Raw genomic sequence first — 16792 nt, forward strand, 5'->3', positions numbered from 1 at the left:
GCTCGGCCCCGACCACCCGCAGACGCGACAGACTCGTGATCGCTTGAGGAAACTGAGAGGTTGAACGTATCAATACCATCTGACCAGCGTTATTTGTCGCGTACCGGTATAGTGAAACATAGCATCTCTTATGTTTCACTGAATTTCTGCTGATTGGGAAGCTCAGTAACCGCTGATCGATCATGATGTTGTTCAGACGCAGCGGCGCTGCACCCTACGTTTGCGCCCACATCTGGTATGATCATGGTGGACAAACGCCCACACTACGACACCCCGACCGATGCATCCCGATAGACGGAGGAAAAAGGAATTATTATGTCAACACAAAACGACAACCCATCACCAGCCCGCAACGTGTTAGGAGGGCCGCTGGCGCCGTGTAGTATGCGGCCACTCACCGGCTTTTTTCGGACGGGATGTTGTGATACCGGACCACTTGATACCGGATTGCACGTTGTTTGTGCGCAGGTAACTGCCGAATTTCTCGATTTTAGCCGCTCACGCGGGAATGACCTGATTACCCCGCGACCTGAATACCGCTTCCCTGGTTTGAAACCAGGTGACCGCTGGTGTCTCTGTGCACTGCGCTGGTTAGAGGCTTACGAGGCCGGTGTCGCGCCGCCGATTATTCTGGCTGCCACGCATGAAGCTGCGCTAACGGTTATTCCGCGTGCAGTGTTATTGCAGTATGCGCTGGATGTCGTGGTGGATGGAGGAGAGCCGAACGAGGATTGAGCAGGGTAGACCTTGTCGATTGGCGAATGGCCGAAGAGGTGTCGCGGATGCATGATGCAACCCTCTCTCACCGTTAACACTTCTCTACCTTTTGTCTGATGCCCCTTGTATACAGCTATGCTATGCTATGAATGGCGCATCAGCATACATGATGACCGTCCATCCGCCGGGTAGTACCGGCTTGCGGCTGCGTGAAGCAGCGTGTGCGGTTGACGACTTCCCATCGTACAAGTGATGCGCCGAAGGGAAGGGTCACGCACAGGTGTACGGTCGTCGGGAAGAGGAGAAACGGTATGTTTACGCGCTTGATCCGGTTTTTACGTCGGCTCGGCCAGATTCACCCTGCCGTGATCGCGGTTGCGCCTGACCGCACGTGGTAGAGAGTACGGTACAATACAGCCAGTGTGCTGGTTTGTCGGCTAAGGAGGAGTGTACCAATGGCCCGTGTTGGTATTTATGGCGCGACTGGTTATACCGGGATCGAGCTGATCAACGTGCTCTCCCGCCATCCAGGGGTTGAGATCGGCTTTGCAACCGCCCGCTCGGCGGCTGGGCAGCTTCTGAGCGAGGTGTTCCCGATCATCAGTGATCTGCGGCTGGCAGCGGTCGATGAGGTCGATCCGGCAACGGTTGATCTCGTCTTTACCTGTCTTCCCCATAATACCCCTGAGTTGATTCCAATCGTTCAACGTGCCCTTGCGGCAGGTGCAAAGGTCGTCGACTTTTCAGACACGTTCCGCATCAGCGATCCGCAGGTCTACGCGGCACGGCGTGGGAAGGAACATCCGGCGCCAGAGTTGCTTGCCCAGGCGGTGTACGGGTTGCCAGAGTTACACCGTGAGCGGATTCGGCAGGCGCGGTTGGTTGCCAATACCGGTTGTTACCCGTTGACCGTCATTCTACCGTTGGCGCCGTTGGTACGCGCCGAGCTACTCGCCGATTCGACAGTTATTGTCGATAGTAAGTCGGGGGTTTCCGGCGCTGGTCGCTCGCTGGCGCTGAAGACACATTTCGGCGAGACTCACGAGACGTTCAGTGCCTACAATGTTGGGCGTGTGCATCGGCATCTGGCCGAGATGGAGCAGGAGACCGGTTTGCACATTATCTTTGCACCGCATTTACTGCCGGTTTTCCGTGGCATTCTTTCGACGATTTATGTCAATCTAAAACCCGACGTAGACGATGCGACGTTGGCGGCAGTGTTTGCCGACACCTATCGTCACGAGCCGTTCATTCACGTATTGCCGACGGGTCGTCTCCCTGAGCTGCGTCATGTGCAGTATACGAACCATCTGGTCATCGGTCATCAGATGGTCGAACCAGGTCGAGCCATTCTGGTTGCGGTGGTCGACAATCTGCGTAAGGGCGCTGCCGGGCAGGCAGTACAGAATATGAACCTGATGCTTGGCTTCCCAGAGACAATGGGGCTGGTGTAGCGAGAGGAGAACGAGAGCGTGAAGAGAAGAGGCAAGATCAATCCTGCCTCTTCTCTTCATTTAGAGCATGTCCAAAATATCTTGTTGCAGGAGAAGGTAGGATCGGTTCACGAGCGTCCACCTATCGTTGAATGGCAACAGTTGTCCCGGAAGGGCGCAGTGCTGCTGTGCCTCTACGGTGCCTGCGCGCCAATGACATTCTGGGGCGATGATCATCGGCGCACAGCAGCGTCATCCCGCTCGTCAGGGTACATCTGTCGGAGTACCGCCATACTTGTCCAACAGAGCACGCACCGTAGAAGAAGCAGGGATTATGTCAACGCTTTTTCCGTCTCGCGGTCGAAGATGTGCATCTTCTCCATATCGAATACCACTTCCATCGTATGGCCGGTGCGGGCGCTCGAGCGTGGATCGAAACGACCGATAAACTCTTTGCCGCTGTTTTCAACGTAGGCGTAGATTTCTGATCCCATTGGCTCGACGACGTTGACGGCGGCACGGACTTTCGCCCGCTCATCAACGCCACGCGGTACGAAGTGGGCATCGTGCAAGTCTTCAGGCCGGATACCAAAGTAGACCGTCTTTCCAATATGGCTGCTCACGTGATCGAGCTTGCTGGCAGGTACGGGCAGAACAAACTCTTTCCCGACCACAACACTGACACCGCCGTCAGTCCGCTCAAGGCGCGCCTCGAAGAAGTTCATCGCCGGGCTACCGATAAAGCCGGCCACAAACATATTTGCCGGATGGTCGTAGAGGTTCTGAGGCGTGTCAATCTGCTGCAAGATACCGTCACGCATCACCGCAATGCGCGATCCCATCGTCATAGCCTCGGTTTGGTCGTGAGTCACATAGATGAAAGTCGTCTTAAGGCGCTGGTGAAGTTTGCTGATCTCGGCGCGGGTCTGCACACGCAGCTTGGCATCAAGGTTCGAGAGCGGTTCGTCCATCAAGAAGACGGCGGGATCGCGCACGATAGCCCGTCCCAACGCCACACGCTGGCGCTGACCACCGGAGAGTGCCTTGGGCTTACGGTCGAGCAAGTGGCCGATGCTGAGCATTTCCGCCGCCTCTTTCACCCGCCGGTCAATTTCGGCTTTGGGCACACGCCGCAATTTGAGACCGAACGCCATGTTATCGTAGACGCTCATGTGAGGGTAGAGCGCATACGACTGAAAGACCATCGCAATGTCGCGATCCTTCGGTGGTACATCGGTCACATCACGGTCGCCGATGAAGATACGACCTTCAGTGATCTCTTCCAACCCGGCCAGGCAGCGGAGAGCGGTTGACTTACCGCATCCTGATGGGCCAACCAGCACCAGAAACTCACCGTCGGCAATGTCGAGATCGAGATTCTTGAGGACGGTTACGTCGCCGAAGCGCTTCCAGACGTGATCGTACTTAATCGAAGCCATGTAATTTCTCCTTTTCCGAAAATATATGCTCAACCGCTCATCGGTGAGGGGGCAGCGGTCGAGTGACGAATGATCAGACGCAGCGGCAGCAGGGTGACCGCCGGTACGGGACGCCGTTCGATCTGCGCGATCAGATGGCGGGCAATGGTGGTACCGAGTTCGCGCCGTGGAGTACGGAGCGTCGTGAGCGGCGGGTAGGTATGTGCGGCCAGCGGGAGATCATCGCAGCCGATAACCGAAATATGTGCGCCGACGCTTAAACCGGCATCGCGGATCGCGTGCATAGCTCCGAAGGCAAGGGTATCGGAAGCGGCCAACACTGCGGTTGGTGGATGACGCAGTGTGAGCAATTCTTGCATCGCCGCAACCCCATCGGTCTCACTACTCCCGGCTTCGATAACCAATGCCGCATCACGACGCAGCCCAGCGGCATGGAGAGCAGAGAGATAGCCGGTGTAGAACGGTTCACTCATTGAAAGATCAGAGGGAAAGTTGATCAGCGCAATGCGGCGATGACCAAGGCGGGTGAGATGATGGATCGCCTGCTCGGCGCCGGCGTGCAGATCAAAGCCCACCACCGGACAAGCGACACCCGATGTCGGTGATCCAATTGCAATCACCGGCACCCCGGCATCGGCGAAGAGTGCTGGCCGCTCATCGTCACGACGGAGATCAACGATGATCAGGCCATCGACTCGCCCGCTGCGCACGAGACGCAGCGCCAGCTCCTCTTCCGATTCGGTAGCCGTCGGGGCAGCGATCAACAGACAATACCCGGCAGCAGTTGCTGCTTCACTGACCCCAGCCAGCATTTCGGCGGTTCCTGGATCAGCCAGGCGTCCGGCAATGCCAGGGGCAACCACGCCGATGGTATGCGAACGGGTGCGGAGGGCGCGGGCACTATGGTTCGGTTGATAGCCCAGCTCGGCAACAGCCGCAAGGACACGGGCACGGGTTGCTTCGCTCACCACACCGGTGCCGTTCAGGACATACGAGACGGTTGCGGTTGAGACTTGTGCACGGCGGGCAACGTCTTTAATTGTAGCCAAAGCTCCCTATTCCTTTGTTAAACGATTAAGCGGTTAATCCATTAAGTAGTTAAACGATTAATCGGAGTATAACACTCATCGGTGCGGTTGTCAAGAACGACAAACGTTATCTGGACACTTAAAACACGTGTGCCTTACCAATCGCCTAAATCACCGAGTTCAGCGCCTGCGTTTGCAGAGTACGTTTGGCGCCCCTCACTTCCCGCGAGGGAAGAGGAAGGTGTGTACCGACGATGTGCTCACCCGATCCCACGCCTGCGGCCTGCCTAGATGCGCTGCCGACCCGTGCGGTATACTGTCTGTAAATGCTGCCGCTTACAAACAGGAGCACGTTATGCCAGACATATCCATCAGGCTTAGCTTTCGCCCTGAACCAAATGCGAATGTGGGATCGGATGTTGTGGGGGCTACCGCACGCCAGATTGTGACGGGTCTGGTCAACCGGCAACAGCGCATTGAACCGGTCTACGATGGTTCGCGAGGGGGTGAATTATACCGCTGGCTAGTCGAGGCTGCGCAGGCGGCGCAACCACTACTTCCCCTCGCCACGTTTGCGCTTACCATCGGCCAACTGCTTAATGAGGTGCGAAAACTTAAGAGCGATGCCGGTCATCCAACCACTTATCCACCAACCGTTGTCGTTCTGATCTACGGTGATACGAGGTTGACGCCACCCGCCGACAGTGACCAGGCACTACTCGAACAGTTATTACGTGAGCAATTTCCTGACCCAATTGAACCAGACCGGCTGCATGTTGAAGTGCAGGTGGGAGCTCCACCACTGCCGCTACCGCCCTGGGCAAAACACGAGGAAAAGAATGGGTAAGGGACGGACTTTACCCGTCTGAAGATGGGCAGCTTCCCCTTCTCACAACGAACGGCTGCCGCCTTTCCTTCCTCTCCCTTTTTGGCCGAGGAATGTTCCAGCGAAAGGTGAAGGCGTCAGCCGTGTGCAGCAGGACAAACGCAGCGGTATCGGCTCAGAAATCTGCTGAGCAAGGTTTCCTTCCACCATTAACGTCGCAAACCCAATCAAAAACGTTGACCCGATTACCCCCTCACCGATTGCCTTCTGACGGAGGTTCACGTATAATAGTGATGTGTTGGCTTAAAGCATCCATCATCGACGCGCCATCCACCCATGACCAAACGTGCTCTCATCATCGGTGTCAATCACCCGCGGAACGATCCATTGTTCGCCCCCCTGCGCAGCGCCGAACGCGATGCGAATGATCTGGCGAGCGCACTGCATGACTGCGGCTTCCAGGTGCAATCGCTGATCGGGCCACAGGCGACGACGGCTGCTATCCGCGATGCTATCGCTGAGCTACGCGAGCAGGTTGATGACAAAAGTGACCTCTTCATCGCGTTCTGCGGTCATGGAGCGTGGATACCAGTAGACGGCCATCCCGACGGTGCGACCTTCCTGGTCAGTGCCGACTACCTTACTCAGCGCGCCAAAAAAAACCCCAAACATTACCTTTCCCTCGATTGGTGGTACGAAGAGTTGCTCGACTGGAATGAGCCGCGCAGTGTGGTGCTGGTGCTCGATTGCTGCTTCGCCGGTAATGTCGCGCAGGCTGCCGAGCGGCGATCTATCGGCGATGCGATTGAACAGCACTTTTGCGGCGTCAACGTTCCAACCGGACGCCTGCGCGCCTATCTGGCGGCAACCGTACCGGGCGAGAAAGCCTACGAAGATGACCGCGGCGGGTGGTTGACGCAGAGAGTGGTGGCATGTCTGCGCGATAAGGACAGTCAGGGTGATGGGTTAGTCACGGTCCCGGCATTGATAGATGCCGTGAAAAAGCATGCAGCTCTGCGCCCCGATCAGTTACGTCCCTTCACTGAGTACAAAGGCGATTACCACTGGGTGCTCGCCAATCACTGCGAAGCCCGGCGAGTGGCACGGGAGAAGCAGCAGGCTGAGCAACGGCGCGCCGAGGCGCAACAGCGACTCAAACGCTGGCAGTCACCGCACAGCAGTGCTCGCCGCAACGAGCTGCTGCACGGCTTCGTCGGCAGAGTGGAAGAATTAGCGCAACTGTCGGATGAAATCGAAAAGCTGCGTGCCAGCGGTGGCTATTTGCTGGTGACCGGCGTCGCTGGCCAGGGCAAGAGCAGCATCCTGGCCAAACTGATCAAACACCGCGAGCCTGAACCAACCCCCGCCTACTTCATCCGCTTCACTCCTGGGCCTTCGGAACAGGCTGCGCTGCTCGGCCATCTGATCGCCGAACTGCTGACCCTGGCCGAGCGCGAGGACGATGCGCCGACCTACCTGCCCGACGGCGACAATGTGGTGGCATTGCGCAACAGTTTTGAGACGCTGCTGAGCAATCTAGCCGCCGAACGTCCGCTGACACTGGTGATTGACGGGCTAGACCAGATTGAACCCGATCAGAGGATCGGACAGCGCGATCTGAGCTTCCTGCCCGAACAGCTCCCATCCAACGTAGTATTGGTGATCGGTACCCGTCCCGACGACACACTGACGCCGCTCAAACTACGCACCCCGCACTGCGAATATTGCCTGCCACCACTGAGCGAAGCCGACTTTGGCGAGCTGCTGCGTGATCGCGGCGTGACGCTCAGCGCGCATGAGCAATCGGAACTCTACCATGCGCTGCACGGTAATGCCTTCGACCTGGCATTTCTGGCGCAGGAGATACGCCAGACACCAACTACCGAAATCGCCGCGTTGCTCCGGCGGGTCATCGCCAACCCACGCGACCTGTTCACGCCAACACTGGACCGGTTGCAGCGCGACTGGAACCTGTGGGAGAAGGTGTTGCGCCCCCTGCTGGGCACCTTGCTGGCTGCCCAGGAGCCGCTCAGCCGCGACGCTCTGCGCGGCATCATCGGCGAAACTCAGGATCGCATGCTGACAGCCATCGAGCGTCTGGGGGGCCTGCTCGGCGTGCGCGACGCTCATGGCCAGCCGCGGTACAGCCTGATCCACCTGAAACTGATCGACTACCTGCGCACACACATGTTTGCTACCGACGATCTGATCGACTTCCACGCGAAGATTGCCGCGTGGTGCAGTCGTGATCTGGCGCACCTCTGGCAGCCGGATTCCACGCCTGCCGAACAGGAATGGCGCGCCTACAGGCAAACCCACCTGGTCACACACCTGGTAGCTGCGCAGCAATATGACGACGTCTGGAAACTGCTGGACGATGACGAGTACGGTGCAGCGAAGCGGCGGGCCGACCCCAGTCTGCGAGCGTACATTACCGACCTCGACCGGGTGCGGCAGGCAATGGCAGATGCGTCGAATCGTAACCGGCAGCAGATTGCAGTATGGCTGGCGCGGGTCTGGCGCTACAGCCTGCTGCGGGTCAGCCTGACGAGCAGCGTTGACCGGTGGCCGACGGAACTGTTCACCGCGCTGGTAGCGTTGGGGCGAGGCGCCGAAGCGCGTGACCGCGCCGAGTTGCTGAGCGATCCGCGAAAACGGGCAACAGTGCTGACCGCAGTGGGGCGGGCGTTGCTGGAACGCGACGCTGCCGGCGGCCTGGCGGCGCTCCGTCGCGCCCGCGCCGCCACTGAGGCGATTGCCGACCCCAGAAAGCGCGCCTGGGCGCTGCAGGCGGTGGCAGGCGCGCTGGCGCAGGCGGGACGCTGGGACGACGCCCGCGCCGTCGCCGAGACGATTGCCGACCCCAGGCAGCGCGCCGAGGCGCTGCAGGAGGTGGCAGGCGCGCTGGCGCAGGCGGGACGCTGGGACGACGCTCGCGCCGTCGCCGAGACGATTGCCGACCCCTTCTGGCGCGCCGAGGCGCTGCGGGCGGTGGCAGGCGCGCTGGTGCAGGCGAGACGCTGGGACGACGCCCGCGCCGTCGCCGAGACGATTGCCGACCCCGAGCAGCGCGCCTGGGCGCTGCAGGCGGTGGCAGGCGCGCTGGCGGCGGCGGGGCAGTGGGAGGACGCCCGGCAGACTGCCGATGCGATTGACTCCCCTTATCTACGCGCCGTGGCCCTGGGCGAGCTGGCGCAGGCGCTGGCGGCAGCGGGTGATGACGTAGCAGCCCGACAGACCTTCGCCGCCGCCCGGCAGAGCGTCGCGGCGATTGCCGACTCCTCTTGGTGCGCCTCTTTGTGCGCCTGGGTCTTGGGCGAGCTGGCGCAGGCGCTGGCGGCAGCGGGTGATGACGTAGCAGCCCGACAGACCTTCGCCGCCGCCCGGCAGACTGCCGATGCGATTGCCGACCCCGAAAAGCGCGCCGAGGCCCTGGGCGAGCTGGCGCAGGCGCTGGCGGCAGCGGGGCAGTGGGTGGACGCCCGGCAGACTGCCGATGCGATTGCCGACCCCGAAAAGCGCGCCGTGGCCCTGGGTAAGCTGGCGCAGGCGCTGGCGGCAGCGGGTGATGACGTAGCAGCCCGACAGACCTTCGCCGCCGCCCGGCAGAGCGCCAAGGCGATTGCCGACCCCTCTTGGCACGCCTCCTGGGCCCTGGGCGAGCTGGCGCAGGCGCTGGCGGCAGCGGGGCAGTGGACGGACGCCCGGCAGACTGCCGATGCGATTGCCGACCCCGAAAAGCGCGCCGTGGCCCTGGTCGCCCTGGCGCAGGCGCTGGCGCTAGCGGAAGCGGGGCAGTGGACGGACGCCCGGCAGACTGCCGATGCGATTGCCGACTCCTCTTGGCGCGCCGTGGCCCTGGGCGAGCTGGCGCAGGCGCTGGCGCTAGCGGAAGCGGGGCAGTGGGCAGACGCCCGCGCTGCTGCCGATGCGATTGACTCCCCTTATCTACGCGCCTGGTCCCTGGTCGCCCTGGCGCAGGCGCTGGCGGCAGCGGGCGATGACGCCGCAGCCCGACAGACCTTCGCCGCCGCCCGGCAGAGCGCCGAGGCGATTGCCGAACCCGAAAAGCGCGCCGTGGCCCTGGTCGCCCTGGCGCAGGCGCTGGCGGCAGTAGGCAATGACGCCGCAGCCCGACAGACCTTCGCCGCCGCCCGGCAGAGCGCCGAGGCGATTGACTCCCCTTATCTACGCGCCGAGGCCCTGCGCGCCCTGGCGCAGGCGTTGATCCGCGCCGGTCAGATTGATGACGCCATGGCGCTGCTGGTCAGCGCATGGGCGCAGGCGCAAACTGTTAATGAGTTGACGACACTGTTTGTGGTTGATGCCTCGTTGCTGCGCACGTATCCGACGCTAGGCGGCGATCTGCTGGCAGCGTTTGGCTGGGTGGAGCAGGTGGTGCGTACCGCTTGATCCATCGCGTGCGCTGTTCACACCCTCGGCGCGTAAGTGGATTCTGGCTGTTGATTTCAGTCAGTTCACAAACCATCTCAGCCGCGATGAGTAGTAGCCGGCAGCGCCGGACTCTACCTACTCCATCTTCCCTCTCATTTCTACCCCGCTATGCTCGTTTCACTCCGCTGCAGATTCTGGTATCATCAGAGCGGGTTCTGATCGAGTACGGAGCCGGACTCTAGCTTGACTTCTAGTACGCGATAGTGTAGCATGGTGCTCGTGGAAAACACCATGAGCACAGGCAAAGCCGCAACACTCCTTGGTGTCTCGGTCAAGACGTTGCAGCGTTGGGAGCGCGAAGGAAGGCTGATCCCGGTGGCCCGAACGGACAGCAACCGCCGTCTCTCCCCTGAGACGCAGATCCGTGAGTTCATCGGTTTGCGGCAGGCAAACCATGCGCCACCCACGCTGGTCGCCTCCTGTCGGGTATCGCGTGCAGCACAGAAGCCGGACCTGGCGAATCAGCGCAACGTGCTGGAAGAGTTCGTGGTGGCGAAGGGATTGGCGGGGGTCGAGTGTATCGAGGAAGTGGGCGGCGGGCTGAACTTCACGCGCAAGCGGTTGCTGGCCCGTATGGACGCGATCGGGCGACGGGACGTCACGATGCTGATCCTCGCGCACCGGGACCGCCTCACCCGGTTCGGCGTTGCGTGGTTCGAACATGACGCCAAAACCCATGGTTGCGCAGTGCTGGTGCTCACCCAGGAACGGCTGTCTCCCGAACCGGAAATGGTGCAAGACGTGATGACCATCGTGCACTGTTTTTCGTCTCGGCGATACGGTGTGAGGAACTATCGAAAGAAGTTGGACGAAGCGCTGAAACAGGATGCGAGTCATGAGTAATGCCAAGAAGGCCAAACGATGCAACGAACCCCCACGATCGCCCTTTGTCCGACTCCTGAGCAAATCGACTACTTCAAGCGTGCCTGCGGCACGGCCCGGCGCGTCTGGAACTGGGCGCTCAATGAATGGAACAAACAATACGCAGCAGGCGGCAAGCCGAACGCAATGGCGCTCAAAAAACAGTTCAACGCCATCACGGACACCGACCCACAGTGGCTCGATGAGAACGGACGGCCGTGGTTGCGAGACATTCACCGGGACGCACACGCCCAGCCGTTTGCCCATCTCGCCAAAGCCTGGGAAAGATTCTTCACTGATCTCAAGGCTGGCAAAGAGGCGCACGCACCGCGCTTCAAGAAAAAGGGGCGTTGCCGCGACAGCTTTTATGTTGCCAACGACAGGTTCACCCTGGATGGCAAGACGATCCGTCTGCCCAAGATCGGCGAAGTCGCCATGACCGAGGAACTGCGCTTCGCGGGCAAGATTTTGGGCGCAACGGTCTCGCGCACGGCGGATCGTTGGTTTGTGGCAATACAGGTCGAAGTGCCCGATGCGCAATGCTATCGGCGTCGCACGTCGCACGAGGTCAACGGCGTCGACCTGGGTATCAAGGCTGCCGCAACGATCTCCAGCGGTGAAGTCATTGAGGCGCCCAAGCCGCTCAAAGCAGCGCTGCGCCGCCTGAAAATCCGTAGTCGGCGCCTCAGCCGCAAGCTGGAAGCCGCCAAGAAGGCAGCAGGATTTGAACGCCGTGCCCGCCTGCCCAAAGGAACGCGCCTGCCGGTCTCGAACAACCGGCGAAAGTCCGCTGCGACATTGGCAAGGCTGCATGCCCGCCTTGCCAATCTCCGAGCGGATTTCACCCACAAGCTCACGACTCGACTCTGCTGCGAAAACCAAGCGGTAGTGATCGAGGATGTAAACGTCAAGGGGATGCTCGCGAACGAGAAGCTCGCTCGCGCCATCTCTGACGTGGGTTTTGGGATGTTGCGCTCGCAGTTGGAATACAAGGCGAAACGCTACGGAACGCGGTTGGTTATTGCTGATCGCTGGTATCCAAGTAGCCGACTGTGCTCCATTTGTGGCTGGAAAAACGAGGTGCTGACGTTGAGCGATCGAACATGGGTGTGTGCGCAATGTGGCGCGCACCATGACCGTGACCTCAATGCGGCGCGGAACCTGAAACGGCTGGCAACCGAAACTGCCCTACCCGTGGCGAGTCCGACCAGTAATGGCGGCGCTGCGGCGGGGACCGTCCCCGCCGCAGCCGGGAAAGTCACGCCTGTCAGAGACGACGGTGGTCATCAAGACACGTCGGGGCAGGAAGAGAACCGTGCGCACCTTTGCGCACTTTCTTGATAGCAGATGGTCATGCAGCACACGATCCACAGTCCATCTGGGAGCGCAACCTTTGATGCGCACGGCCAGGTGATGTTTACGTATGAGGGACGTCCGGTGTTGATCTGTAGGGGGGTGGTTGCCCAAGCCTATGGCGCCGATATTCCGGTTATTGGGGTGACAAACGTTGATGTGAGTGAACGTCAGGCCCGCATTCACTATGCAACTGCCCACCCAGACATCGTGTTTCGCCTGGTGATTGAGAGCACACCTACTGGCTTTCGGCTGAGCTGGTCTGGACCGCCCCGCTTGCCCGCTCTGCGGGTAGAGTGGCAGCTTGATCCAGGCCGGCCATGGTACGGCATGGGTGAACGAGTGATTCAGCATTGGCCGCTCGACAGTGGAACGGTGCTCTCGGACCCGTTCGAGCCAACAGACCATGGACGAGACGGGACGCTCAATATCGTGACTCCGTTCTGGCTGAATGCCGCTGGCGCCGCCTTGCTGCTCGAAGAGGGTGATGGTGAGCTGGCAGTGATGATGAATCGTGATGGTGATGGTTTGCTACGCATCACGGCCCGCGAAGCTGCGCCACCGCCCACCTTGGGCTTCGACGAACGCTATGCCGCCCCTGGCCCAGAACTGGTCGGTCATGTCATTCTGGCAGCGCATGCCCCGGCAGCGTTTGCGTCTGCTTTGCCACTACTGGGGCGACCGACTGCGGCCCCACCGCTCGAGCTGTTTGCGCGACCGATCTGGACGACTTGGGCGCAGTACAAAATGGCGGTAACTCAGCGCGATGTGATAGATTTCGCCACCCAAATCGTGGCGCGTGGCTATCCCTACTCGGTGCTCGAGATTGATGATCGCTGGCAGCGTGGTTATGGGGCGTATGTGTTCGATCCGCAGAAGTTTCCCGATCCACGCGGCATGGTTGATGAATTGCACGCTGCCGGTTTCAAGGTGACGCTGTGGACACCGGTCTTTTTTGATCCGCGTGATCCGGCCTTTGCGGTCGCGGCCCGACGCGGCTATCTGATCCGCCATCCTGCCAATAATTCACCGTACCTGGTGCGCTGGTGGCAAGGCTACGGTGGTGTGCTCGATCTTACCAATCCAGAAGCGGTGGCCTGGTGGCTGAGTGAATTGCGCTCGTTGCAGGCTGAAACCGGCGTTGATGGCTTCAAGTTTGATGCTGGGGAAGCCAATTTCATCCCGCCTGACGCCATCTGTTATGCGCGTGAGCCGCGTCGTCGGTATGCCGACCGCTATACCGAGTTTGTCGCCGATCACTTTGCTTATGCCGAGGTACGGGTCGGTTGGCGTAGCCAGCGGCGCGGTCTCCTCTTCCGTGAATGGGATAAATGGAGTCGCTGGGGGATTGATAACGGGCTGCACAGTGTGCTCACCCAAGCTCTGACCCTAGGTGTCTGCGGTTTCCCGTTCGTGTTGCCGGATATGATTGGCGGTAATGCCTACCAGGGTGAAGTGCCCAATGGCGAGTTGATGGTTCGTTGGACGCAGTTGTGCGCGCTGTTGCCCACTATGCAGTTTAGCATCCCGCCGTGGCAGTACGGGAGTGAGGTTGATGCGATCTGTCGCCAATACGCCCAACTCCACGTTCATCTGGCGCCGTACCTGGCAACGCTCATCGAGGAGAATCTGCGTGATGGTATACCATTGGTTCGTCCGCTCTTCTGGCACGCCCCGTCAGATCGCGATGCGCTCTCCTGTGATGACCAGTTTCTCCTTGGAGCGCGCTACCTGGTTGCGCCGGTCGTGCAGCCTGGTCGGCGACAGCGCGATGTGTATCTGCCAGATGGTGTCTGGCGTGACTACTGGAGCGGCGTTATCCATCAGGGTCCGGTGCGATTAGCTAACGTACCAGCGCCGCTCGAGCGTCTACCGTTGTTTGAACGGGTGGAGGGCTAACATGAATCGTACTGTTCGCGTCACCCGTAACGGAATCGAACTTGATGGCCGACCATGGTATCTTTTGGCCGGTTGTATTCACTACATGCGCTGGCCGCGTGCCGAATGGCGACCGTTGCTCGAACAGGCGCGCTGGGCCGGTCTCAACACAATTGATACGGTCATTCCCTGGAATCGACACGAGCCGCAACCCGGCGAATTCGATTTTAGTGATGAAGCCGATCTGGGTGCGTTCCTCGATCTCTGCCACGAGCTGGGATTGAAGGTGATTGTGCGTCCCGGCCCGTACATCTGCGCCGAGTGGGAAAACGGCGGTTTACCGGCCTGGCTGACCGCAAGTGGTCATCTGCATCTGCGCACCGATGATCCGGCCTTCCGCGATGCGGTCTTGCGTTGGTTCGATGTGCTGATGCCGATCCTCGTGCCGCGCCAACACACTCGTGGCGGGCCGATTATTCTCTGCCAGATCGAGAATGAGCACTGGGCGTCGGGAGTGTATGGCGCCGATGGTCATCAGCAGACTCTGGCTCAGGCTGCGCTCGAACGAGGCATTGACGTGCCGCAATACACCTGTATGGGCGCAATGCCGAACAATCCAGAGTTTCGCAACGGTTGGAGTGGCATTGCCGAGAAGCTGGTACAGACCCGCCAGCTCTGGCCTGACAACCCGATGATTGTTTCGGAATTGTGGAGTGGCTGGTTCGACAATTGGGGCGGGGCACGTCAGAACCGAAAAACAGCGGCTAAGCTCGATATGACGCTTCACCAACTGACCGCAGTCGGTTGCGCTGGGTTTAGCCATTGGATGTGGGCCGGCGGAACCAACTTTGGCTTTTGGGGTGGACGCACCGTCGGCGGCGATCTGATCCACATGACAACCAGCTATGACTACGATGCACCGGTTGATGAGTATGGTCGGCTGACGGCCAAGGCCCTGGTTGCTCGTCGTCATCACCTTTTTCTGAGCTGTTTCGGGGCCGAACTTTCTGCTGTGCTGGCCGATGCTGTCCCCGGTGGCATAACAGTCATCGCTCCACCGACTATCGCTGGTCGTAGTGAGGGCGGTGTACAGCCATACCGTACTGTCCGTGCTTCACCAGACGCACCGCCGGCCTGGCGCGACTTCTGCGCGACCTTCCTGAGTAATCCCGGCCTCGAAGCCATCACCTATGAGGTCTTTCTCCCTGGGGGTGAACATCTGAGTGTCGAAGTTGAACCGCTCAGTATCCGGCCAATCTTCGCCAACTTACCACTCGGCGAGAGTGGAATCAGCGTCATCGCCCATACCGGACGTATTCTCGGCTACTGGCCCGATCAGGGCACCCTCGTGATCTACGGTCGTGAAGGTGAACAGGGCAAACTGATCCTCCACTTGCCTGAGCCGCCGGTAGGCATCAACGCTGCCGATGCTGGTCTCACTGCCCGCGTGCAGTTGCGTGAACAGACCTTGCAGATCGATTACTGGATTACTGCCGAAGGGCGACGGATTGAGGTCGCATGGGAAGATCATGCCTTACTAATCGAGTTGTTGCCACAGACACTGGCCGAGCGCTACGGTAGTCAACCGCTGCCACCGCCGCAACCATTACGGCGGACCATACTCCCTACACGCACGTTTGCTGTTGTGGAAGCAACCGATGATACCGGTTGGCAGCCGATCCCCGCCCCGGCGCCGCTCGAACAGCTCGGCTGCCCTTACGGCTATGGCTGGTACCGGGCCGAGCTTGAGCTGGCGACGCCACTGAATACGACCCTGGCTGCACCTGAGCTGAGCGACCGCGCCCTGGTACTGATCAACGGCGAGTTTGTCGGCGTGCTAGGCCTGCATCCAAACGGCCCCCGCTACACGCTACCACTAAGCCTTCCTGCGGGTCGTCATGATCTACGACTGCTGGTTGATAATCTGGGCCGCTTCAACTACGGCCTAGGTCTGGGGGAACGGAAAGGGCTACTCGCGCCTCTCTATCTTGACGGCAACCAGATCGACATTTCCGACGGTTGGGCAGCCTACTGGCAAGAGGTGCAATTCGCTGGTGAAGCGGTTGCCAACATCAAACCCTGGGTAGCTCGTCCAGATGCGACAGCCGTTCACCTCGGACGGTTTGCCTGGACCGGGCCGATGGTCTGGCTCATTCGTCCTATTGAGATTCTAGCCGGTAAGCGCTATCGCGTCCACATCACCGGTGATCGCAACTCAGGTGCCTTCTTCGTCAACGGGATTGCGGTTGAGCGGTTCAGTCGGCATCGCAGTGGCGGATTCATCAGCGCCGATATTACGCATCTGCTGCAACCAGGAACGAACACGCTGGCGTTGCAAATTCTCAACTACGCCGGTGCGCCGTGGCGAGCTACACTGATCAGTTACGATGGCAACCGGCCACTACCGGCACAGTGGAGCTTTCGCGCAGGAGTCACTGTCAGCGAGCAACCGGCGCCGCCAACCGGTCCGGCTTTCGTACAGGCAGTTTTTGCTCGCGCAGATCTGCCTTCGACCATACAACGCCTGGCATTACGTCCCGGTACGCTCGACAAAGGCTGCATCTGGCTCAACGGCCAAAACTGTGGTCGCTTTTGGCAAATCGGTCCGCAAGAGGAGTACAAACTGCCGATCTCGTGGTTAAACGCGCACAACGAACTCTTACTCTTCGTCGAGCAGTCCCGCACCGGTACAGTTGAACTGGTGTATGAAGAGAAGGCGTAGGATCGTTTACGTCGCAACTGGGCGGGTTGAACACCCGCCCCGACGGGGAAAACCTATCCCAATGGGCAGGTTGAAAACCT

General features: G+C 60.1%; 10 protein-coding genes. 8 read left to right on the plus strand and 2 right to left on the minus strand.

Going from position 1 to position 16792, the window contains the following annotated elements:
* Nucleotides 1-315: 315 nt before the first annotated feature.
* Together JE47_RS0115360 and argC are read left to right on the plus strand one after the other, a co-directional pair.
* Complete coding sequence (locus JE47_RS0115360; protein ID WP_031460603.1) at nt 316-735, plus strand: DUF2237 family protein; 420 nt, start codon at nt 316-318, stop codon at nt 733-735.
* 437 nt (nt 736-1172) lie between these two features.
* On the plus strand, nt 1173-2171 hold the full coding sequence (gene argC / locus JE47_RS0115370) for an N-acetyl-gamma-glutamyl-phosphate reductase (RefSeq protein WP_031460604.1): 999 nt from the start codon (nt 1173-1175) through the stop codon (nt 2169-2171).
* 311 nt (nt 2172-2482) lie between these two features.
* On the opposite strand, the gene JE47_RS0115375 is transcribed toward argC, so the two are convergent.
* The gene (locus JE47_RS0115375; RefSeq protein WP_031460605.1) at nt 2483-3589 is read right to left on the minus strand and encodes an ABC transporter ATP-binding protein; all 1107 of its coding nucleotides are present in this window, start codon (nt 3587-3589) and stop codon (nt 2483-2485) included.
* 29 nt (nt 3590-3618) lie between these two features.
* Nucleotides 3619-4638 carry a LacI family DNA-binding transcriptional regulator gene (locus JE47_RS0115380; protein WP_031460606.1) on the minus strand — a complete coding sequence of 340 codons (1020 nt, stop codon included), beginning with the start codon at nt 4636-4638 and terminating at the stop codon, nt 3619-3621.
* 334 nt (nt 4639-4972) lie between these two features.
* Between JE47_RS0115380 and JE47_RS0115385 the strand changes: the two genes are divergently transcribed.
* The 6 genes from JE47_RS0115385 to JE47_RS0115410 all read left to right on the plus strand — a co-directional run bounded on the left by JE47_RS0115385 (nt 4973) and on the right by JE47_RS0115410 (nt 16712).
* Nucleotides 4973-5464, plus strand: coding sequence for a hypothetical protein (locus JE47_RS0115385; protein WP_031460607.1), 492 nt, complete (start codon nt 4973-4975; stop codon nt 5462-5464).
* Between the two features lie 315 nt (nt 5465-5779).
* On the plus strand, nt 5780-9856 hold the full coding sequence (locus JE47_RS0115390; RefSeq protein WP_031460608.1) for a caspase family protein: 4077 nt from the start codon (nt 5780-5782) through the stop codon (nt 9854-9856).
* Between the two features lie 255 nt (nt 9857-10111).
* Nucleotides 10112-10741, plus strand: a complete 630-nt coding sequence (locus JE47_RS0115395; RefSeq protein WP_442856924.1) for an IS607 family transposase — start codon at nt 10112-10114, stop codon at nt 10739-10741.
* An 18-nt stretch (nt 10742-10759) separates the two neighbouring features.
* Complete coding sequence (locus JE47_RS0115400) at nt 10760-12100, plus strand: RNA-guided endonuclease InsQ/TnpB family protein (protein WP_031460610.1); 1341 nt, start codon at nt 10760-10762, stop codon at nt 12098-12100.
* A 12-nt stretch (nt 12101-12112) separates the two neighbouring features.
* Entirely contained in the window at nt 12113-14011 is a 1899-nt protein-coding gene (locus JE47_RS0115405) for a glycoside hydrolase family 31 protein (protein ID WP_031460611.1), read from the plus strand.
* A 1-nt stretch (nt 14012) separates the two neighbouring features.
* Nucleotides 14013-16712, plus strand: a complete 2700-nt coding sequence (locus JE47_RS0115410; RefSeq protein WP_031460612.1) for a beta-galactosidase — start codon at nt 14013-14015, stop codon at nt 16710-16712.
* The last annotated feature ends 80 nt before the right edge of the window (nt 16713-16792 follow it).

The sequence above is a fragment of the Chloroflexus sp. MS-G genome, assembly GCF_000735195.1.
GTDB lineage: Bacteria > Chloroflexota > Chloroflexia > Chloroflexales > Chloroflexaceae > Chloroflexus.